Source organism: Cupriavidus sp. U2, from assembly GCF_009663685.2.
GTDB classification, from domain to species: domain Bacteria; phylum Pseudomonadota; class Gammaproteobacteria; order Burkholderiales; family Burkholderiaceae; genus Cupriavidus; species Cupriavidus necator_C.
In genome coordinates this window covers 623,569-645,180 of sequence record NZ_RCOG02000027.1, presented here as the reverse complement: position 1 = coordinate 645,180, position 21,612 = coordinate 623,569, and the positions used below count along the sequence as shown (strand labels likewise).

The 21,612-nt window shown below is 65.8% G+C and carries 17 protein-coding genes and 1 pseudogene; 13 read left to right on the top strand and 5 right to left on the bottom strand.

The window, feature by feature from the left end:
* Positions 1-40 precede the first annotated feature (40 nt).
* From D9X30_RS22555 to paoC, 12 genes and pseudogenes are all read left to right on the top strand, one after another.
* Positions 41-1,570 (top strand): IS3 family transposase, encoded by a 1,530-nt coding sequence (locus D9X30_RS22555; RefSeq protein WP_153950436.1) that lies wholly within the window; start codon positions 41-43, stop codon positions 1,568-1,570.
* 30 nt (positions 1,571-1,600) lie between these two features.
* Positions 1,601-1,879: pseudogene (locus D9X30_RS22550) on the top strand (IS3 family transposase); the annotation flags it as partial.
* 131 nt (positions 1,880-2,010) lie between these two features.
* Positions 2,011-3,207, top strand: a complete 1,197-nt coding sequence (locus D9X30_RS22545) for a hypothetical protein (protein WP_153950068.1) — start codon at positions 2,011-2,013, stop codon at positions 3,205-3,207.
* A 400-nt stretch (positions 3,208-3,607) separates the two neighbouring features.
* Positions 3,608-4,753, top strand: a complete 1,146-nt coding sequence (gene flhB, locus D9X30_RS22540) for a flagellar biosynthesis protein FlhB (protein ID WP_153950070.1) — start codon at positions 3,608-3,610, stop codon at positions 4,751-4,753.
* Complete coding sequence (gene flhA, locus D9X30_RS22535) at positions 4,750-6,837, top strand: flagellar biosynthesis protein FlhA (RefSeq protein ID WP_153950071.1); 2,088 nt, start codon at positions 4,750-4,752, stop codon at positions 6,835-6,837. The genes flhB and flhA overlap by 4 nt, the downstream gene beginning before the upstream one ends.
* Positions 6,838-6,847: 10 nt before the next feature.
* On the top strand, positions 6,848-9,421 hold the full coding sequence (gene flhF, locus D9X30_RS22530; protein ID WP_153950072.1) for a flagellar biosynthesis GTPase FlhF: 2,574 nt from the start codon (positions 6,848-6,850) through the stop codon (positions 9,419-9,421).
* Between the two features lie 12 nt (positions 9,422-9,433).
* Positions 9,434-10,243: a MinD/ParA family ATP-binding protein gene (locus D9X30_RS22525; RefSeq protein WP_153950074.1), complete on the top strand. Its 810-nt coding sequence runs from the start codon at positions 9,434-9,436 to the stop codon at positions 10,241-10,243.
* A gap of 110 nt (positions 10,244-10,353) precedes the next feature.
* On the top strand, positions 10,354-11,070 hold the full coding sequence (locus D9X30_RS22520; RefSeq protein WP_092598868.1) for an RNA polymerase sigma factor FliA: 717 nt from the start codon (positions 10,354-10,356) through the stop codon (positions 11,068-11,070).
* Positions 11,070-11,528: a flagellar protein FlhE gene (locus D9X30_RS22515; RefSeq protein ID WP_153950075.1), complete on the top strand. Its 459-nt coding sequence runs from the start codon at positions 11,070-11,072 to the stop codon at positions 11,526-11,528. The genes D9X30_RS22520 and D9X30_RS22515 overlap by 1 nt, the downstream gene beginning before the upstream one ends.
* Positions 11,529-11,785: 257 nt before the next feature.
* On the top strand, positions 11,786-12,436 hold the full coding sequence (paoA, locus tag D9X30_RS22510; RefSeq protein WP_153950077.1) for an aldehyde dehydrogenase iron-sulfur subunit PaoA: 651 nt from the start codon (positions 11,786-11,788) through the stop codon (positions 12,434-12,436).
* Positions 12,433-13,392 carry an FAD binding domain-containing protein gene (locus tag D9X30_RS22505; RefSeq protein ID WP_153950078.1) on the top strand — a complete coding sequence of 320 codons (960 nt, stop codon included), beginning with the start codon at positions 12,433-12,435 and terminating at the stop codon, positions 13,390-13,392. The genes paoA and D9X30_RS22505 overlap by 4 nt, the downstream gene beginning before the upstream one ends.
* Complete coding sequence (gene paoC / locus D9X30_RS22500) at positions 13,389-15,581, top strand: aldehyde oxidoreductase molybdenum-binding subunit PaoC (RefSeq protein ID WP_153950079.1); 2,193 nt, start codon at positions 13,389-13,391, stop codon at positions 15,579-15,581. The genes D9X30_RS22505 and paoC overlap by 4 nt, the downstream gene beginning before the upstream one ends.
* Before the next feature lie 19 nt (positions 15,582-15,600).
* Here paoC and D9X30_RS22495 read toward each other — a convergent pair whose 3' ends face one another.
* From D9X30_RS22495 to D9X30_RS22475, 5 genes are all read right to left on the bottom strand, one after another.
* Positions 15,601-16,098, bottom strand: coding sequence for a MarR family winged helix-turn-helix transcriptional regulator (locus tag D9X30_RS22495; protein WP_153950081.1), 498 nt, complete (start codon positions 16,096-16,098; stop codon positions 15,601-15,603).
* Positions 16,099-16,100: 2 nt separating this feature from the next.
* On the bottom strand, positions 16,101-16,595 hold the full coding sequence (locus tag D9X30_RS22490) for a DUF3237 domain-containing protein (protein ID WP_153950082.1): 495 nt from the start codon (positions 16,593-16,595) through the stop codon (positions 16,101-16,103).
* Entirely contained in the window at positions 16,592-17,743 is a 1,152-nt protein-coding gene (locus D9X30_RS22485; protein ID WP_228771115.1) for an ABC transporter substrate-binding protein, read from the bottom strand. The genes D9X30_RS22490 and D9X30_RS22485 overlap by 4 nt, the downstream gene beginning before the upstream one ends.
* 35 nt (positions 17,744-17,778) lie before the next feature.
* Positions 17,779-19,038 carry a flavin-dependent oxidoreductase gene (locus D9X30_RS22480; RefSeq protein WP_153950083.1) on the bottom strand — a complete coding sequence of 420 codons (1,260 nt, stop codon included), beginning with the start codon at positions 19,036-19,038 and terminating at the stop codon, positions 17,779-17,781.
* A 64-nt stretch (positions 19,039-19,102) separates the two neighbouring features.
* On the bottom strand, positions 19,103-20,338 hold the full coding sequence (locus tag D9X30_RS22475; protein WP_153950084.1) for an NAD(P)/FAD-dependent oxidoreductase: 1,236 nt from the start codon (positions 20,336-20,338) through the stop codon (positions 19,103-19,105).
* Between the two features lie 229 nt (positions 20,339-20,567).
* Between D9X30_RS22475 and D9X30_RS22470 the strand changes: the two genes are divergently transcribed.
* Positions 20,568-21,605 carry an ABC transporter substrate-binding protein gene (locus D9X30_RS22470; protein WP_153950085.1) on the top strand — a complete coding sequence of 346 codons (1,038 nt, stop codon included), beginning with the start codon at positions 20,568-20,570 and terminating at the stop codon, positions 21,603-21,605.
* The last annotated feature ends 7 nt before the right edge of the window (positions 21,606-21,612 follow it).

Below are 21,612 nucleotides of genomic sequence, written 5' to 3'. Positions count from 1 at the left end.
GGGGGTGCGGACGAAAACTTGGACTACTTGGAGGTAGTTCATGTATTCGTACGAGGATCGGATCCGGGCGGTCAGGCTCTATTTCAAGTACGGGGGAAAGACGGCAACTGTCGTTCGTGAGCTGGGCTATCCGTCAGGTAAGAACCTGAAGCGGTGGGTCGACATCTACGAGGCTGCCGGCGACTTACCAAAGCGTTACCGTCCAAAACCTAGATACACGCTCGAGCAAAAGCGCGTGGCAGTGGATCACTACTTCACTCATGGCTGCTCTCTGGCTGGCAGCCGGAGAGCCCTCGGATATCCGAGCACCGAAATGCTTCGCTGCTGGATTGAGGAGCTGCGCCCTGGTTCGCGCCGCATAGTCACGAACACGAACGCCAGTGCACCTTTCGCGCCCGACGAGAAACGTCAGGCCGTCACTGACCTTTGCGCCCGCCAGGGCTCAGCGGAGGATGTAGCGAAAAAGGTTGGAGTAAGCCGACCGATGCTGTACAAGTGGAAAGATCAACTGCTCGGAGACGAGGCATATCGATCTATGCGAAAACGTAAATTGGCCTCGCCTGAAGACGAGCATGCGGCGTTGCTGGAACGAATCGCGCAGCTCGAACAACAGGTACGCCAGCTGCAACTTGAGCGCGACGTCTTGGCGCAGGCGGGCGATCTAATAAAAAAAGACCAGGGCATCAACTCCCTGACCCTGACAAACAGGGAGAAGACACAGGTGGTTGATGCCTTGAAAGCTACGTACCCGCTGTCCGAACTTCTTCGCATCGTTGGGCTTGCGCGCAGTAGCTACTTCTATCACAAGACAAGATTGCGTCTGTGCGATAAATACGGCGATGTACGTAACGCGATGGTCGAGATCTTTGACAGCAACCATCGCTGCTATGGGTATCGTCGTATCCACGCGATGCTGCGTCAGCAAGACATACGGATCTCCGAGAAAGTTGTGCGCAGATTGATGGCGGAGGAACAGCTTGCTGTCCATCGACCTCGTCGCCGGTACAGCTCCTACAGCGGGGAGATTGGCGCTGCCCCCGAAAACCTGATTGCCAGGGATTTCCATTCGCAGGCGCCAAATCAAAAATGGCTGACGGACATCACCGAATTCCAGCTACCAGCTGGCAAGGTGTACCTATCGCCCATGATCGATTGCTTTGACGGCAAGGTTGTGAGTTGGTCTATTGGCACGAGGCCTGACGCGCAATTGGTCAACAGCATGCTCGATGGTGCCATCACTACGCTCGCCGATGGCGACAGCCCCGTAGTACACAGTGACAGGGGCTCGCACTATAGTTGGCCGGGATGGCTGCAACGCGTCAAGGCGGCTGGTCTCATTCGTTCCATGTCGCGAAAAGGCTGCTCACCTGACAACGCTGCCTGTGAAGGCTTCTTCGGTCGCCTGAAGAATGAGATGTACTACTGTCGCAACTGGGCTGGCACGACGGTAGAAGGATTCACGCACGAGCTAAACTCTTATATCCAGTGGTACAACGAGCGGCGCATCAAGTTGTCGCTGCGTGCAATGAGCCCGGTCGAATACCGGCGCCACCTTGGAATCGCCACTTAACTCAGTCCAAGAAATCGTCCGCACCCCCGCTATAGTTGGCCGGGATGGCTGCAACGCGTCAAGGCGGCTGGTCTCATTCGTTCCATGTCGCGAAAAGGCTGCTCACCTGACAACGCTGCCTGTGAAGGCTTCTTCGGTCGCCTGAAGAATGAGATGTACTACTGTCGCAACTGGGCTGGCACGACGGTAGAAGGATTCACGCACGAGCTAAACTCTTATATCCAGTGGTACAACGAGCGGCGCATCAAGTTGTCGCTGCGTGCAATGAGCCCGGTCGAATACCGGCGCCACCTTGGAATCGCCACTTAACTCAGTCCAAGAAATCGTCCGCACCCCCGATTGAGACGAATCTGAAACGGTGTCACAACGTGTGTCCAAAGGCGCCGCCGGGGGTGATGCGGTGTTAGCCTTCTTCGCGTGTTCAAGCGAAGGAGGTCACGATGGAAATGCGGAATCTCGGTTCCACGACAGTCCCGATGCCGATCGCGGGTATCGACACTGCGCAGACACTGGATGAACGCATCGACCCGGCCCTGCAGCGCGTGGTCCGGTCGGCACGGGAATCGCTGCAGGCGCGGCACCGTCGCCAGCGGGCGGAAGATGCCGGCGCACTGATCCAGCTCTGGAAGAGCGAGGGCGTCTATCCGTTCGAGGGCATTGCCGAGGACGCCATCGAGGTGGCGCGCCGCGAGCGGTTCGACATCTGTGCACTGGGCATCCACGAGCATCTGGAAGTTTTTCGCTCGGGCAGTCAGCAAGACCGCCGCTTTACCCTTGGCATGCTCAAGGCCACGCTCGAAGACAGCCCCTCGACCCTGCGGTATCTGCTGACGGAAGTTCTGAGGCTGCCGGCGGACAAGGCGGAGGAACTGCAGGGGCTGCTTGAGCTGACGTCGCTGACGTCGGTAATCGAGTGCAGCACGATGGTGACGGAGCGCCTTCGCTTTCTCACAGGGCTGGAGGAACTGTTATTCGATATCGGGAGCAAACGCAGCTTCAAGGAGCGCGGCGAACTCCATCGCATGCTGGCCAACGAAACCTGGGTGTTCGGGGAAGAGTTCCGGCTCACGAGTGACGGCGAGAGCCTGAGCACGGTACTACGCAAGCATGTCAAGAAGCTGGACATGGGCAAGGGCTGGTATCAGCAGACCGTGGTCCGGGACGATGGACGGAAGGGCTTTATCGATTTCGTGCTCGGCCGCGAAATACCGTCGTATGCAAGCGCGAGCCGAGAGTTTCTGGTTGTCGAGCTCAAGCGTCCGATGAAGAAGATAGATCTCGCGGCGAAAGCGCAGATTGAAAGCTACGCCATGGCCGTGGCATCCGACGAGCGATTCGACACCCGGCATACCCACTGGACTTTCCTGGCAGTGTCAAATGAACTGACTCCCGCCGCCGCGCGGACCTTGCGACACCCGACCGGCGCGTTCGGCTGCTTTCACGAAGATCCAACCTTGCGAATCGGGCTGGCTACCTGGGCGGGCATTCTGAACGCCTCTCGGGTTCGGCTTGAGGCTTTTCGCGCCAAACTGAACCATACGGTTACGCGCGACGAGGGACTGGCCTGGCTGCGACACCGCTATGCCGAGTATTTGCCCGAGACCTTCTGGGCTGCGTTGAATACCCCAAGTAATTAGCCACCACATGTTGCTATTAAAGCACGTCACATCCCCAATGTTTAGGAATGACGGCCTGCGTACCCCGGCAACAAGGTCGGCTAAGCGATTGCCGGGCTGGGTTGGAAGACGAGAGCTGTATGTATACAGACACATTGCCGTCGGCAACGCCCCCAGGCATGGATGCCACGCCCGATCTGTGACATCATCGGGGCCGATCCCGTCCGAACCGGGCGAGATCGGCACAATTTGGCGTTCCGGCCCTAAAGATCGCCATCGCTCGGGCCGTTATTTCCGCTGCCCCCCTCATTCCTGAAACAGGCACCTGTTTCCCCGCCTTTTCCCCCCAATGCATTGCCCCCCGGGATTTGATAATCCTCGGTGACGAAGTGCCGCCCGCGCGCTTTGCACTGGAGCATTCATGTCCGAGGAAAGCGATCTCGAGAAAACCGAACCCGCCTCACCCCGGCGCCTTGAAAAGGCGCGCGAGGAGGGGCAGGTGGTGCGTTCGCGCGAGCTCGGCACGTTCGTGATGCTGATGACGGGCGTGCTGGGCCTGTACGTCATGGGCGGCACGCTGGGCCGCAAGCTGAATTCGGTCATGCAGTCCACGCTGGCCTTCGAGCCGGCCACGGCCTTCGACACCAATCGCATGCTGTCGCAGTTCGGCATGGCGATCTGGGACAGCCTGCTGGCGTTTTTTCCGCTGCTGCTGATGTTTGGCGTGGCGGCCCTGATCGCTCCGCTGGCGCTCGGCGGATGGAGCTTTTCGACCAAGTCGTTCTCGCCCGATTTTTCGCGCCTGTCGCCGTTGCAGGGCCTGGGCCGCATGTTCTCGTCGCACACGCTCGTGGAACTGATCAAGGCCATCGCCAAGTCGCTGCTGGTGGGCTGCGTGGGCGCATGGATGGTCTGGCACATGCTGCCTGAAGCCATCGCGCTGATGAATGCGCCGGTCCACGAGGCGCTGCTGCACATGATGGAGATGGTGCTGTACGTGTGCGGCATGGTGGCCGGGTCGCTGCTGCTGGTGGCGGCTCTCGACACGCCGTGGCAACTCTGGACGTTTTACAAGAAGCTCCGCATGACCAAGGAAGAGGTCAAGCAGGAGATGAAGGAAACCGATGGCGATCCGCACATCAAGGCCCGCATCCGCCAGCAGCAGCGAGCCATTGCGCGGCGCCGGATGATGTCCGAGGTGCCCAAGGCCGACGTGGTGGTGACCAACCCTACTCACTTTGCCGTGGCACTGAAATACGACGAAGGCGCGCGCTGGAACGCGCCGCGCGTCGTGGCAAAGGGCGCCGACGAAGTGGCTGCTCGCATTCGCGAGCTGGCCAACGAGCATCGCGTGCCGGTGCTGTCCGCCCCGCCGCTGGCGCGGGCGCTGCACCGGCACGTGGAACTGGGCCACGAAATCCCTGCGGGCCTGTATACCGCCGTGGCCGAGGTCCTGGCCTGGGTTTATCAATTGAAGAACTGGCACTACAGCTACGGTCCGCAGCCCGATTCGCCGACCGAACTGCTCGTGCCGGATGAACTTGCCGTACCGGAAAGCCGCGCATGAACGCACTGACCAACCTTTTCAACATGCCCGCACTGCGGGGTGGCGCCCAGATGAAGGCACTGGCTGGCCCGCTGCTGATCGTCATGATCCTCGGCATGATGATCCTGCCGCTGCCGGCGTTCATCCTGGACCTGCTGTTCACCTTCAACATCGCGCTGTCGATCATGGTGCTGCTGGTGGGCATGTACACCCAGCGCCCGCTGGACTTTGCCGCCTTCCCGGCCGTGCTGCTGTTCTCCACGCTGCTGCGCCTGTCGCTGAACGTGGCGTCCACCCGCGTGGTGCTGCTCGAAGGCCATACCGGCCCCGATGCCGCCGGCAAGGTGATCGAGGCCTTCGGCCACTTCCTGGTGGGTGGCAACTTTGCGGTCGGTATCGTGGTGTTCGCGATCCTGGTCGTGATCAACTTCATGGTGATTACCAAGGGTGCGGGCCGTATCGCCGAAGTTGGCGCGCGCTTCATGCTCGATGCCATGCCCGGCAAGCAGATGGCCATCGACGCCGACCTGAATGCCGGCCTGATCAACGAGGAAGGCGCCCGCAAGCGCCGCGCCGAAGTGGCCCAGGAATCCGACTTCTACGGTGCCATGGACGGTGCGTCGAAGTTCGTGCGTGGCGATGCCATCGCCGGCCTGCTGATCATGTTCATCAACGTGGCGGCCGGCATGGTGGTGGGCATGGTGCAGCACGACCTGGACTTCGGCACGGCGGTTCACAACTACACGCTGCTGACGATCGGTGACGGCCTGGTGGCGCAGATCCCGGCGCTGGTCATCTCCACGGCCGCCGGTGTGATCGTGTCGCGCGTGTCGAACGAGCAGGACGTCGGCCAGCAGCTGACCGGCCAGCTGTTCTCGAACCCGCGCGTGATGTTCATCACCGCCGCCATCATCGGCACGATGGGCCTGATCCCGGGCATGCCGCACTTTGCCTTCCTGCTGCTCGCCGGCGGCCTGATCTGGTTCGGCCGTTATCAGATGCGCCGCGCGGTCAAGGCCACCGAGACCAAGGCCCAGGAAGAGCGCAGCCCGGCCGTGCAGGCCGAAGTGGCTGAAGCCACGTGGGAAGACGTGACGATGGTCGATCCGCTGGGCATGGAAGTGGGTTACCGCCTGATCACGCTGGTGGATCGCGCGCAGAACGGCGAACTGCTGGGCCGCATCAAGAGCATCCGCAAGAAGATGGCGCAGGACATCGGCTTCCTGGTGCCGGTGGTGCATATCCGGGACAACCTCGAACTGAAGCCGAACGCGTACCGCATCACGCTCAAGGGCGTGGAGATCGGCAGCGGCGAGGCCAATCCGGGTCAGTGGATGGCCATCAACCCGGGCCAGGTCAGCGGCACGCTGCCGGGCGCCGCCACGCGCGACCCCGCCTTCGGCCTGCCGGCCGTGTGGATCGATGCCGCGCTCAAGGAACAGGCGCAGGCCTACGGTTACACGGTGGTGGATGCCAGCACCGTGGTGGCCACGCACCTGAACCACCTGATCCAGATGCATGCATCGGAACTGCTGGGACGCCAGGAAGTGCAGGCGCTGCTGGACCGCATCACCAAGGAAGCCCCGAAGCTGACCGAGGACCTGGTGCCGAAGACCATCTCGCTGACCGGCCTGCAGAAGGTGCTGCAGAACCTGCTGGACGAAGGTGTCGCCATCCGCGACATGCGCACCATCCTGGATGTGGTGGCCGATAACGCCCCGAAGATCAACGATCCGGCCGAGCTGACCACGCTGGTGCGCGTGTCGCTGGGTCGCGCGATCACGCAGCAGCTGTTCCCCAACAACGCCGACATGCAGGTGATCGGCCTGGACGCCGGCCTGGAGCGCGTGCTGACGCAGGCGCTGGCCAATGGCGGCGGTATCGAGCCGGGCCTGGCCGATGCGCTGCTGCAGCAGGCACAGGGCGCCGTGGTACGCCAGGAACAGCTGGGTCTGGACCCGGTGCTGCTGGTGCCGCCTCCGATGCGGCCGCTGATGGCGCGCTTCCTGCGCCGCACGCTGCCGCAGCTGAAGGTGCTGTCGCACGCCGAAGTACCGGACAACCGCAACATTCGCATCACCGCCATGATCGGCGGCGCAGCGTGAGGATTGAACAATGAGCGTGGCAAAGTTTGTGGCGGCCAACGGCCGCGAAGCGATGCGCAAGGTGCGCGAGGCCATGGGGCCCGACGCCGTGGTGCTCTCCAACCGCTCCATCGAGGGCGGCGTGGAGATCGTGGCGATGCGCGACGCGGACCTGGGCGCCGTGAGTGCTGGCGCGCAGATGTACCAGCCGTCCGCGCCGTCGCTGCCGCCTTCGCTGTCGTCGCCGTCCCCGCTGCCGATGCTCCAGTCGCTGCATGACCTGCATCCGGCCAGCCCCGAGCCCTTGCTGCCGCTGGGCGCGATCCCGGCACCGTCCGCGCCATCGGCCGTGCCGGCCGGCATCGGCCAGGAACAGGCGATGCTGGGCGACCTGCGCGGTGAGCTGGCGTCGATGCGGTCGATGCTGGAACGCCAGTTCGCCGGGCTGTCGCAAGGTACCAACGGCGTGGCAGCCGGCGACCCGCTGCGTGAATCGCTGTTCGAATGGATGGTCAATGCTGGCTTTTCGGGCCAGCTGTCGCGCACGTTGCTGTCGCGCCTGCCGGTCGGCACCGATCGCCCGGCGGCCATGGCCTGGATCCGCCAGGAGCTGGCCAGCAAGGTGCCGGTGCTGACCGACGAGGATGCGCTGTTCGCCCAGGGCGGCGTGCTGGCGCTGATCGGCCCGACCGGTGTGGGCAAGACCACCACCACCGCCAAGCTGGCCGCGCGCTTCGTGCTGCGCCACGGCCCGCAAAGCCTGGCGCTGCTGACGACCGACCGTTTCCGGATCGGCGCCCATGAGCAGCTACGCATCTACGGTGACATCCTGGGCGTGCCCGTGCACGCGGTGAAGGACGCCGCCGATCTGCGCTTTGCGCTGTCGGCCATGAAGGACAAGCACCTGGTCATCATCGACACCGTCGGCATGAGCCAGCGCGACCGCAGCCTGTCGGACCAGATCGGCATGCTGGCTGGCGTGCAGGCGCCGATGCAGCGCGTGCTGCTGCTCAACGGCGCGGCCCACGGCGACACGCTGAACGAAGTGGTGCACGCCTATCGCAACGACGCCGCGGGCGCCGCCGGCGGCATCGACGGCTGCATCATCAGCAAGCTCGACGAAGCCACGCACCTGGGATCGGTGCTGGACGTGGTGATCCGCCATCGCCTGCCCGTGTTCTATGCGTCCACCGGCCAGCGCGTGCCCGAACACCTGGAACTGGCACAGGCCGGCGCGCTGGTCGAGCGCGCATTCCTGACGCCGCGCCGTGGCTCGCTGTTCAATGACGCGGACGTGGCGCGCCGCCAGGCGGGCAGCGCCGAAGTCGCCGCGCCCGTCAAGGCAGAACGTAGTGGCGCGGACGACATGCTCCGCTCGCTGACCGACAGCGCCAACGCGGTGGGCGTGTGCGTCGACGAACTCAATGCGGCACGGTACGGCTTCGACGTGGCCCGCCAGCTGTGGCAGCATCGCTCGGCCGGTGTGTCGGCGCTGCGCCCGATGGTGCAGCAAGTGCGCCTGGCCATGTGCCGCGACGCCAGCCGTGCGTGCGATCGCTATGTGCTGGCCGTCACGCAGAGTGTGGCGCAGACCGTGCAGGGCCGCCGCGCGCCGCAGATGATGCAGCACACGCTGTGGCTGGCCGACCGTGACGGCATGCCGCTGGCCAGCACCGTAGTGCCGGCGGGCCGCGCCCGCCAGTCGCTGGCCGAAGCCGAGGCCGATGCCGAAGCCGCCACCGTGCGTGCCACGCTGGCTGCCGCCCGGACCGTGGTCAACCTGAATATGTCACTGCCGAGCCCGGCCACGCTGGCACGCTGGCAGCAGCTGGGCGAACGCTGGATCGCCGGCACGCGCAAGACCACGCGGGTGATCGCAGACGGCCTGGCCAACAAGCTCGACACCGTTGCCGACACGCTGACGTTCCATGCCGTGGGCGATGTGACCTGCCGCGACCGCGCCGCCGCGCACTGGCTGGCACACTGCCCGGTCCGCATTCCCGAAGGCCAGGTGCGCACCGCCGCGCGTGGCCGTGGCAATGCCGCCGAGGCCGGCATCGAGGCCTGCCTGGTGGTGTCGCGCATGATCGACCACGAAACCGGCGACACGCTGTCCGTCGAATATGTGCTGTGCGATCCCGCGCTGGCCGACGATGCCGCGCAAGTCGCACGCTGGTCCCACTGGACGGTTGCCGCCGAAGAACAGTTCCGCACGCTGCGCCACGCCATCGAGCACTTTGCACAGGAAGGCGATGCCGACGCGTCGCTGTGCGCCGGCATGGTGGCGGTGCAACTGGGCCTGACCGCGCTGCGCCTGCAACACACCCCCACGCCTACGGCACCGGCATTTCTTTCCCGCCTGGCCGGCCGGGCTTCGGCACGCGTCAATGCGCCGGTGCCTGGTGCCGTGCTCAACGAAGGCATGGGCCGTTTGCTGGCACTGCTCGACGTGCTTGAAAACTATCCGGGCCGTGGCATGGCGGCGCCCGTACCGCCGATGGCCGACGCGCCGGAGCCGGCCGCGTCGGCCGTGCACGCCATGGCAGCCATGGACGCGCTGGATGCCATCGACGCCACGCCGCAGCTTGCGGCCGCCGGGGAGTAAGGATTGAACACGATGGCCACCGATCAGGCCGAAAGCCTGCGCCGCCTGCTGGCACCGCGCGTGACGCGGCGGATCGCCGTGGTAGGGGCCGAACAGGGCGTCGGCACCACCACGGTGGCGCTGGGCCTGGCCAACGCGCTATCGATGCAGGGCGAGCGCGTGCTGCTGGTGGACGAAGACATGTACGGCGCCCGGGCGATGCGGCTTGCCGGCGCCGCGCCGGCGGCCACGCTGGCCGATGTGCTCGATGGCCGCGCGCCGCTGGCCGCCGCGGCCGGCACGCGCGGGGCCAGCGGCATTGCCGTGCTGCAGGCAGGCGCGATGACCGTTCGTCCCGACGAGCGCGCGCTGGCGGCGCGACTGCCTGACGTGCGCTCGATGCTGATCGACACCCGCCGCGACATCACCGGCGCACTGTCGCCGCTGGCGGGCATGGCACACAACTTCGTGATCGTCATGCGCCCGGAGGCCACGTCGATCACCGCGGCCTATGCATGCATCAAGCGGCTGCATCACGAATACGCATGCCGTCACTTCAAGCTGGTCGTCAATCTGGCGGCCGCCGAGGGGACGGTCACGGCGCTCGCGCGCAACCTGGCCCGCACGGCGAGCCAGTACCTGGGCGTGGAGGCCAGCCTGGCAGGGTACCTGCCGATGGATCCGCTGGTGGCGCGTGCGCTCCAGCTTGGGCGGTGCGTGGTGGAGGCGTATCCCGCCGCTGCGGCCACCGGTGCATTGCGGCACATCGCCAGCGGTATCGGCGCATGGCCGTTGCGTCACGAAGCATCGCCCCTGGGAATGGCCTCGGCCGTTGCCGCATGAACGCGAAGAACAAGAAGTCTCGACAAGACCGGAAACTCAGCCTGCCAGCCGCCGATTTTCAGCCTCTCCGGCGCTGGCACAAACAGTAAGCATTTAACGAGAGTTCCACCATGTATACGATTCAGGGAAAGCTCGAGCAGGCCGACGTGGTCAAGTCACACGCGCCACTGGTGCGGCGCATCGCGCTGCAGCTGGCGGCCAAGCTGCCCGCCAGCGTACAGATCGACGACCTGATACAGGCCGGCATGATCGGCCTTCTCGACGCCGCCAAACGTTATGAAGACAACCATGGCGCCCGGTTCGAGACCTACGCAAGCCAGCGCATTCGCGGCGCCATGCTCGACGAGGTGCGTGCCAACGACTGGCAATCGCGCAGCTTGCGCCAGTTCACGCGCAAGATCGAGCGCACGCAGCGCCAGCTGGAACAGAAGCTTGGCCGCACGCCGATCGATTCCGAGGTGGCCAAGGAACTGGAGATGCCGCTCGAGGAATACCAGGAGCTGCTGAACGAGGTCTATGGCTGCCAGCTGCTGCACTATGAAGACTTCGAACGTTCGGGCGAGGAAGACTTCCTCGATCGCCATCTGGGTGTCACCGACGACGGCAACCCGCTGACCGTGCTGATGGAATCGGGCATGCGCGAGGCGCTGATCCGCGCCATCGACAAGCTGCCCGAGCGCGAAAAGCTGGTGCTGTCGCTGTGCTACGACCAGGAACTGAACCTGCGCGAGATCGGCGCGGTGCTGGAAGTGACCGAATCCCGCGTGTGCCAGATCCGCAGCCAGGCCATCGGACGCCTGCGCACCCAGCTGCGCGGGATGCTGTGATGCGGCGCGCCCTGGTCCTGGCCGTGGTGTGCGCGATGGGTCCGGCGGCAGCCCACGCGCAGACCCATGCGCCGGTCTTTACGAAGGCCACCTATGAACTGACGGGCTCGCGCTTTGCGTGGACGGCATCGTCAGTGGGGCCGCAGATCACGAACAAGGGCCAGCGTGCGCTGTCCTCGCCCGTGGTGCCGCTGGCCACGATGCCGCAGGCCATGGGCCGCATCACATCGGTGCGCTGGCGCTACAGCTTCACGCGCACCCCGCCCGTCGACCTGCAGGCATACCTGTGCAATGCCGACCGTTGCGTGCTGCTGACGGGCGCCGAGGGCAAGACCGACGCCTTCGTCGGCGACGATGCCACCAAGGGCTTTGTCTTTGCCTATCGCGTACCGGGCCAGGGCGGACTCACGCCAATGCTCCAGGGCCGCAGCAACGAGGTGACCGTCAGCTACCGCTGAGCCAGTTAATTCCGGCGAATCCCCGGCATTCCCACCTCCGCCGCTGTCCCCGCGCGGCCGGTGGCACGCTTCCTGCGCCTTTCCGCCCAAGCAACGTGCGGCAAGCGCTACATTCGTCCCCTGCCCGGTATTCCCGTGCATATCCCTGGCGGCATTGTGTCTGCCATGCCCGCTGGCGCCATGTAATTCCTACGTGCAAGTCTCGCCACGTTGCCGTCCTCTGTCCGTCATCTGTCAGCCAGAAAGGATCCAACGACATGGAAGATTTCAGCGACATCAAGCTTTCGCGGCGGGAATTCGTGATGGCAGGCGCGGCGTCGGTGAGCGCCGCGGCCTTGCCTGCCGGTGCCGCCACCGCGCCGCCATCGCGGGTCAGCCCCGGCGCCCTCAAGCCGGTGGCTTCGAACGTATCATTTATCGTCAACGGGCAACCGCGCTCGCTGACGCTGGACACGCGCACCACGCTGCTCGACGCGCTGCGCGAGCATCTGCACCTGTCCGGCACCAAGAAGGGCTGCGACCACGGCCAGTGCGGCGCCTGCACGGTGATCGTCGACGGCCGGCGCCTCAATTCCTGCCTGACCCTCGCCGTCATGCACGAGGGTGCCAGAATCACCACCGTGGAAGGACTCGGCACGCCTAACAACATGCATCCGATGCAGGTCGCCTTCGTCAAGCATGACGGCTACCAGTGCGGCTATTGCACGCCGGGCCAGATCTGTTCGGCCGTTGCTGTGCTCGACGAGGTGCGCGCCGGCATCCCGAGCCACGTCACGCCGGACCTGAACACGCGGCCGCAGCTTTCGCCCGGCGAGATCCGTGAGCGGATGAGCGGCAATATCTGCCGCTGCGGTGCGTACTCGAATATCCTCGACGCCATCACCGAGGTCGCGGGGAGCCAGACATGAACCCGTTCACGTACGAGCGCGCGGCCACGCCCGCGGACGCGGCGGCGGCTGCCATGAAGACACCCGGTGCCCGCTTTATCGCCGGTGGCACCAACCTGCTCGACCTGATGAAGCTTGGCATCGAATCGCCAACCCATCTGATCGACGTGAACGGCCTGGCGCTGGACAAGATAGAGCCCTCGCAGCAAGGCGGCCTGCGTATCGGCGCGCTGGTGCGCAATACCGACCTGGCCGCCGATCCGCGCGTGCGGCGCGATTACGGCGTACTGTCGCGCGCGCTGCTGGCGGGCGCGTCGGGCCAGTTGCGCAACCGCGCCACCACGGCGGGCAACCTGCTGCAGCGCACGCGTTGTCCCTACTTCTACGACACGGCCCAGCCGTGCAACAAGCGCCAGCCGGGCAGCGGCTGCGCCGCGATTGGCGGATTCAGCCGTCAGCTGGCCGTGATCGGCGGCAGCAACGCGTGCATCGCCACGCATCCCAGCGATATGGCAGTGGCCATGCGCGTGCTCGATGCCAGCGTGGAGACGGTACGCCCCAGCGGGCAGCGGCGTGTGATCCCGATCGCCGATTTCCATCGTCTGCCGGGCAATACGCCGCACATCGAAACGGCGCTGGAACCGGGCGAGCTGATTACCGCGGTGACACTGCCGCCGCCGGTCGGCGGCGCGCAGCTTTATCGCAAGGTGCGCGACCGGGCCTCGTACGCGTTCGCGCTGGTCTCGGTGGCCGCCATCCTGCAGCCGGACGGCACCGGGCGCGTGGCGCTCGGCGGCGTGGCCCACAAGCCGTGGCGCACGGATGCCGCCGATGCGGAATTGCCGCACGGGCCCACGGCCGTGACGCAGCGGCTGCTGGACGGTGCGTCGCCGCAGCCCGATAACGCGTTCAAGGTGCAACTGGTGCGGCGCACGCTGGCCGCCGTGATCACGCAGGCAAACGGGGCGAAGCCATGAAATTCGACACACCCGCCACTACCAATCCCATCGACACGGGCCGCGTGGTCGGCCAGGCGGTTGACCGTATCGACGGCGCGCGCAAGACCACCGGCACGGCCACCTATGCCTACGAATGGCATGATGTGGCGCCGAGCCCCGCCTATGGCTACGTCGTGGGCGCCGGCATCGGCAAGGGCCGCATCCGGGCCATGCATCTGGACGATGCGCGCCGCGCGCCGGGCGTGCTGGCCATCGTAACCGCGCAGAACGCCGGCAAGCTCGGCAAGGCCAAGCGCAATACCGCCAAACTGCTGGGCGGCCCCGAGATCCAGCACTATCACCAGGCCATTGCGCTGGTGGTGGCCGACACGTTCGAGCAGGCCCGCGCCGCCGCGCAGTTGATTCGCGTGGACTACGCGCCGGAGAAGGGCCGCTTCGACCTGGAGGCCGCATGCTGCTTTGACAGCAAGCCGAAGAAGGACGCGATTCCCGATACGTCCGTGGGCGATTTCGCTGGCGCCTTTGCCGCGGCCCCCGTGCAGCTGGATGCCCGCTACACCACGCCCGATCAGTCGCACTGCATGATGGAGCCGCATGCGTCGATGGCGGCCTGGTCCGGCGACGAGGTCACGGTGTGGACATCAAACCAGATGGTGGCGTGGGCCCGCGAGGATATGGCGACCACGCTGGGCATCCCGAAGGAAAAGGTGCGCATCGTCTCGCCGTTCATCGGCGGCGGCTTCGGCGGCAAGCTGTTTCTGCGCGCCGAATCGCTGCTGGCCGTGCTGGGCGCGCGCGCTGTACACCGGCCGGTCAAGGTGGCGCTGACGCGGCCGCAGATACCGAACAACACCACGCATCGGCCCGCGACGATCCAGCGCATCCGCATCGGTGCGAACCGCGACGGCAGGATCACGGCCATTGGCCACGAGAGCTGGTCTGGCGATCTCGAAGGCGGCCAGCCCGAGACCGCCGTGATGCAGACGCGCCTGCTCTATGCCGGCGCCAACCGCATGACATCGATGCAGCTCGCAACGCTGGACCTGCCCGAAGGCAATGCCATGCGCGCACCTGGCGAGGCACCGGGCCTGATGGCGCTGGAAATCGCCATCGACGAAATGGCTGTGAAACTGGGCATGGATCCGGTGCAGTTCCGCATCCTCAACGACACGCAGGTGGACCCGGAGAAGCCTGAGCGACCGTTCTCGCAGCGCCACTTCGTGGAATGCCTGCGCCTGGGGGCGGAACGCTTTGGCTGGAGCCGTCGAAACCCGCGGCCGGGGTCGATGCGCGAAGGCCAATGGCTGATCGGCATGGGGATGGCATCCGCGTTCCGGAACAACCTGGTGACCAAGTCGGGCGCGCGGGTCGGCATCGATTCGAGCGGGATGGTCGTGGTGGAAACCGACATGACCGATATCGGCACCGGCAGCTACACGATCATCGCGCAGACCGCAGCGGAAATGATGGGCGTGCCGCTCGACCGCGTGGTGGTGCGGCTGGGCGATTCGGCCTTCCCGGTGTCGTCCGGCTCGGGCGGCCAGTGGGGCGGCAACAGTTCCACTTCCGGCGTCTATGCGGCCTGCGCGAAGCTGCGCCAGACCATTGCCGAACGCGCAGGCCTGAAGGCGGAAGACGCGGTATTCGAGGCGGGCCAGGTGCGCGCTGGTGGACGCAGCGTGCCGCTGGCGCAGTTCGCGGGCGTGTCGGTCGAGGACTCGATCGAGTTCGGCGAACTCGACAAGAAATACCAGCAGTCCACGTTCGGCGGTCACTTCGTGGAAGTGGCCGTGGACCTGGCCACGGCGGAAGTGCGCGTCCGGCGGATGCTGGCCGTGTGCTCGGCTGGGCGGATCCTGAATCCGAAGTCGGCGCGCAGCCAGGTGATCGGGGCGATGACGATGGGCGTGGGCGCGGCGCTGATGGAGGCCCTGCACGTCGACAAGCGCGTGGGCTTCTTCGCCAACCACGACCTGGCTGGCTACGAGGTGCCGGTACATGCCGACATCCCGCACCAGGAAGTGATCTTCCTCGAAGAGACCGATCCGATCTCGTCGCCGATGAAGGCCAAGGGCGTGGGCGAGCTGGGGATCTGCGGCGTGGCGGCTGCGGTGCTGAATGCCGTGTATCACGCCACCGGCGTGCGCGTGCGCGACTATCCGGCGACGCTGGACAAGCTGCTCGCGGGCATGCCGGTGGTGGCCTGAGGGTAGCCACCTCAGGCGGCTACCGTCCGAGCTTCTCCAGCAACCGCTTCAGCACGGTCTGTTCTGCATCGGATAACCCCACCGCCATGCGCGCATCGTGCGCGCATACGGCGGCGGTGGCCTCCTTCAGCGTGTTGCGGCCGGCCTCGGTCAGCACCAGACCGAACGCGCGCCGGTCGGTGGGCGATGGCAACCGCTTCACCAGTTCCATCGACTCGAGCGTGTCCACCAGCAACACTGCACCGGAACGCGCAATGCCCAGGATCCGGGCCAGCTCGGTGAGCTTCAGGTCGGGATTGCGCGCGATGATCTGCAGCGCCGAAAAACGCGGTGGCGTGATGTTCCACGCGGCCAGCGATGCCACGAAGTCTTCGTACACGCGAATCTGCGCCCGACGAATCGCGTATCCGATCAGCGAGTCGAGCACGCCATAGTCGACATTTGGCAGGTGCGGTTCGAAGTGGCTGCCGTTGGGGTCGGGCGCGAGCGTGTCGCGCGGTTTGCGGGGTGGCGCCATGCCTAGTTGACCAGGAAATAACGCAGATCGACGCGATCCGGGTAGCGCGCGCCGGCCGCGACGAACAGGTGCTGCATCAGCCAGCGATACTGCGGCGCGGCCGTTTCGAAGCGCGGCGCGGTGCGGAAGTAGATCTCGGATGGGTCCACCTGCTCCCCCCGGTTGAGCCGGGCGATCACGTGGGCACTACCGGTGCGCACGCCGGCATTGACGATGTAGATGCGTGCGCCGTCATCGGTTTCCAGCACGTATCGCGCTTCGATGTCGGCGGTGGTGACGTCGCTGCCGTCGTCATGACGGATCAGCTGGAAGTCGGCACCACCGGGCAGGATGCGCCCGTTCAGGCGCGGCCCGCGCACCGTGCCCGTCACGATCGGGATCACGCGCCGCTGGCCCAGCGCCGTGACGCCAACCTCGGTGGGAGCCGCCACCTGCAGGCTGAAGTCCGCAATGGGTTCCAGTGTGGGCAGTGCAATGGCCGGGGACGCGGAAATCATTTGACGAGTTTCCAGTTGCCGTTGTCGATGGTCAGCAGCACGCGGCCGCGCTGGTCGAATCCGAAATGGTCGTCGGCGGTGTAGTTCAGCACGCCGTGGGATACCACGATGTCGCGCTCGCTTTCCAGCGCATCCTTGAGCGCCTTGCGAAATGCCGGCGTGCCGGGCTTGGCCTTCTTCAGCGCGACCGGCACGATGCGCTGCAGAACCAGGCCGGCATCGTAGGGATGCGCGCCGAACTGCGTGCGGGTGTCGGGGCCATACTGCTTTTCGTAGCGCGTCACGTAATCCATGGCGGGCTTCTTGACGGGGCTGGACGCCGGCAACTGCTCGGCCACGATGACCGGGCCGGCCGGCAGGATCGCGCCATTCACGGCCTTGCCGCCGATCCGGATCAGGTCGCGTGTGGCCGCTCCGTGGGTCTGGTAGATCGGCCCGGTATAGCCGCGCTCGCGCAAGGTGGTGTGCGGCAGCGCGGCGCCGGTGCCGGCCCCGGCAATCAGCATGGCGTCGGCACGGGCGGCCATCAGCTTCAGCGCCTGGGCCGTGACGCTGGTATCGGAACGGGCATAGCGTTCGGTGGCGATCACACGAATGCCGTTGGCCTGCGCGGCCGAGGTGAACTCCTTGAGCCAGGTCTCGCCGTAGGCATCGGCAAAGCCGATGAATGCGACCGTCTTCACGCCGTTCGCCTTGGCGGCGCCAGCCACCGCATCAGCCATGAGCCGCACCGGCTGTGCCAGTCGATACGTCCATGCACCCCGGCCCGGCTTCAGTTCGATCGGGGAGAACGCCAGCTGCACGGTCTGGCTTTCATCGGCCACTTCGGAGATCGCAATCGAAGGCGCCACGGCGGACGACCCGAGAATGATGTCGACCTTGTCTTCCGTGACAAAGCGACGGGCGATCTTGGTGCCCTGTGTCGGGTCCGACCCGTCGTCCATGACGATGTAGTGGATGGTCTCGCCGGCAATCGACGTTGGCAGGAACGGCATGGTGTTCTTCTGCGGAATGCCGAGAGACGCCGACGGCCCTGTGGACGCGATACTGACGCCAACGGTCACGTCGGCCTGCGCGGCCCCGGTGGCCAGGACGAGGGCAAGGGCGCCCAGCGCAAGGCCGGTGCGAGGCATACGGAACTGGGGCATGGCGGGGTCTCCTGCGGTCTTGTCCTGTTGAAGTCTTATGGCTTTCGGGCCTGCAGCTGCTGCTGCCCGAAGCCGGCCAGTGTCTTGTAGCGTTGGGAAATGGCTTCGAGTTTGCTGCGCGGAATCACGTCGTCGATGCGCGCGAAGCCTTGCGGCGCACGGACTTCGGCCAGCTGCATGACCTGCTCGGGCCCGTTCATGCGGTTGCGCAACACGATGCCGGCCGTACGGGGCAGCCGCTCGGCCTCGTACTCGCGCAGCGCGTAGTCGAGGTCGGGCTCCGCCAGCAGGCAGTCGGTCAGGTAGCGCGCATCCACAATGGCTTGCGCGCTGCCGTTCGAACCGATCGGATACATCGGGTGCGCCGCGTCGCCCAGCAGCGTGACGCGGCCGAACGTCCAGCGCGGCAAGGGGTCCTTGTCGACCATCGGAAATTCATAGATGGCTTGGGCGCCGTCGATCAGCGCGGGGATGTCGATCCAGTCCCAGCGCCAATGCTCGAACGCCGCCCGGAAGACCGACTTGTCAACCTGGCGGTTCCAGTCGCTGCGCGGTGGGGTGTCCGGATAGTCGTCGGGTACGCGCAGTTCTGCAATCCAGTTGATGCGTGACCGGCCCTGGGCGCGTAGCGGCTCGGAGATCGGATAGGCCACGAACTTCTGGTCCTGGTGGCCTGCCATGAACATCGAGCGGCCGTCGAGATAAGGAGCGGCGTCGGTGGTGGCACGCCACAGCAGACGGCGCGAGAACCGTGGGGCATCGCCGGTCGGGTAGAAATGGCGGCGCACGGCGGAATGGATGCCATCGGCGCCCACCAGCACGTCGGCGCTGGCTTCGACCAGGGCATCGTCGCTGCGGCGCCGGAGCGTAAAGCGTGCCGGCTCGCCATTGCCGCCAGGGCTGGCAATCGATTCCAGCGCGTGGCCGGTGTGGACGCGATCGGCGCCAAGACGGGCCAGCGCGGTCTGGTACAGCAGCATCTGGAACTCGCCGCGATGTACGGAAAACTGTGGCCAGTCGTAGCCGGCGGCGCGCCCGCGCGGCTCATGCCAGATCGGCTGGCCGAGCTTGTTGTAGTAGGACAGTGAAGAGGTCTCGATGGCGATGCGCGCCAGATCATCCTGCAAGCCCACGGCCGATAGCTCGCGCACCGCATGCGGCAGCAGATTGATGCCGACACCCAGCGGCCGCAGTTGTTCGCTGGCCTCCCAGACTTCGACATCGAACCCCTGCTGATGACAGAGCAGGGCAAGCGTGAGCCCGCCGATACCACCGCCGGCGATCGCGATCTTCATGTGTTTCCTCCCCGGCGCCGCCGCCAGATTGTTCTACTGTATAACCAGTTGGCGGCGGCCGAATCTAGCGATTTCCCTGAGCTTCACACGGCAGCAATGCGTCGGCAATGCGTTCGGCCGTGGGGAGGGAATCGGTCAGCCCCAGATGGCCGTGGCCGACGGCAAGCCACAAGCCCCGGTGGCCGGCGGCCTCGCCCACCACTGGCACCGAGTCGGGCATGCAGGGGCGATGCCCCATCCAGGTGGTCACCGGGCTGTCCGCCAGACCCTGGAAGGTCTCTCGTGCGATCCGCTCGAGGATGGCGGCGCGGCGCGGATCGGGCGGCCGCTTCAAGCCCGCGATCTCGACGGTGCCGCCGACCCGAAGCCCGTCTTCCATTGGCGTGACGAAGATCTTGTGATCAGTCAGCACAACGGTGCGCGTCACCACGTCGCGCATGCCGCTGAACTGCACGTGGTAGCCGCGCTGACTTTCGAGTTGCAGCCGCACGCCGAGCGGATCGAGCAGGCGACGCGACCAGGCGCCGGCCGCCACCACCACGTGGTCGGCGACATGCGTGCCGTTGGCCCCGTGCAGCGTCCAGCCACCGGCGCCCGAGGTCATCCGCTGGATATCGTCACGCACCAGCTGGCCGCCGCGCGACACGAACGCATCGGCAATCGCACGGGTATAGCGTGCCGGATTCAGGATCGTGCCGTGATCGGGCAGGTAGATCGCCGCCTGATAGCGCGCCGCGACGCCGGGTTCCAGCGCGTCGATGCCGGCGCGATCGAGCGTCTCGAAGCGGAAGCCGAACCGCTGCCGCAATTGCCATGCCGCGCCATCGGCCTGCAGCGCCGCGGCGCTGGGATACAGATGCAAGTGGCCGCGGCGCATGAACAGCTCGGGCACGCCGATGTCGCGTGCCAGCGCCTCGTGCTTGTCCACAGCCCCCGCATGCAGCGCCGCCAGCGCGCCGGCGGCGCGTTCGACCCGCTGCGGGGTGGCAGACAGTACGAAGCGGGTGAGCCATGGCATGGCGGCAGGCAGATAGCTGAGCGGCAGACGCAGCGGGCTGTCCGGATCGGCGAGCATCTTGGGCACCGACGCCAGCACGCCGGGCATGGCCAGCGGCGCGATGGAACTGACGCTGATCGCCCCAGAGTTGCCAAAGCTGCAACCACTGGCCGGCCCCTCCCGGTCAATCAGCGTCACCGTGGCGCCACGCTTGCGCAGGGTCAGCGCGATGCAACTGCCGACGATGCCGGCGCCAATGATCGCGATGCGCGGGGAGGAAGGGGTGGGGGCGGAGGTAGTCATGGCGCCACAAGTTACTGCCTAATGCGCCACAGGGCAAGCGGCTGCGCCGTCCCGGCGCATGCCGGCATACGCATTGGCGCATCCCGGTGCAATCCGCGCGCCAAATGCGTGAATACGGATGGCACGGAACGTGCTGGACAGGACAACGGAGAGTAGAAGCGTTCAGCGGCCGTGCGCCGCCCGGAAATTGCTCGCCAATGTGCCCACACATCTGTTTCCGGAGCTCTCCATGCGCCGTCGTTCCTTCCTGCGCGCCACTGGCGCCACCGCCATTTCGTCGCTGTTCGCCGCGCCTGCCATCGTGCGCGCCACCAGGTCGCTGCAGAAGTTCAAGTTCAACCTTGGCTGGAAGGTGGAAGCCTCTGGCGCGGGCTTTCTGCTGGCGCTGCAGCGGGGCTACTACAAGGACGCCGGGCTGGATGTCGTGATCGATACCGGCAACGGATCGGCTTCGGCCATCAGCCTGGTGGCCGGCGGTGCCTACGACTGTGCGTCGGCCGACCTGGCGGCGATGATCGAATTCAACGCGGCCAACCCGGCCTCGGCCCTGAAGGCGGTGGCCATCCAGTACGACCTGAACCCGAACGCGGTGATCGTTCGCAAGGGCGGCGGCATCGTCAAGCCGGGCGACCTGGCCGGAAAGTCCATTCTTGGCCAGCCGTTCAATGCGTCGCGCAAGCTGTTTCCGGTGTTCGCCAAGGCGCAGGGCTTCGATCCGTCCACGGTCAAGTGGGAAAGCGTCACCCCGGATATTGGCGACACGCGCTTTGTGAAGGGTGATTTCGACGCTGCCGCCTACTTCTACTTTACGGGCCTGCTCAACCTGAAGGCGCGTGGCATGGGGCCCGAGAAGCTGACGGTGTTCCGCTTTTCGGACTACGGCATGAAATCGTATGGCAACGGTCTGGTGGCCAATCGCAAGAGCATGGCCGAACAGCCCGAGGCCATGAAGGCATTCGTGAAGGCGTCGACGCGCGGGTGGATCGAAGCCATGGCGGACCCGAAGGCCGGCGCGGCGGCCGTCAAGGCCCGTGAACCGCTGGCCGACCAGACGCTGGAGTTCGAGCGGCTGAAGCTGATCGTCGATGGTGCAATGCGGACCCCCGATACGCTGCGCGACGGATGGGGCGCGGCCACGCAGTCGCGGCTGCAAGCCACGGTGGACGAGACGGTGGGCGCGTTCGGCATCAAGCCGGGCATGACCGTCTCCGACATCTGGACCGATCAGTTCCTGCCGTCGGCGGCGGATCGCAAGCTCAAGGCCTGACGCGGAG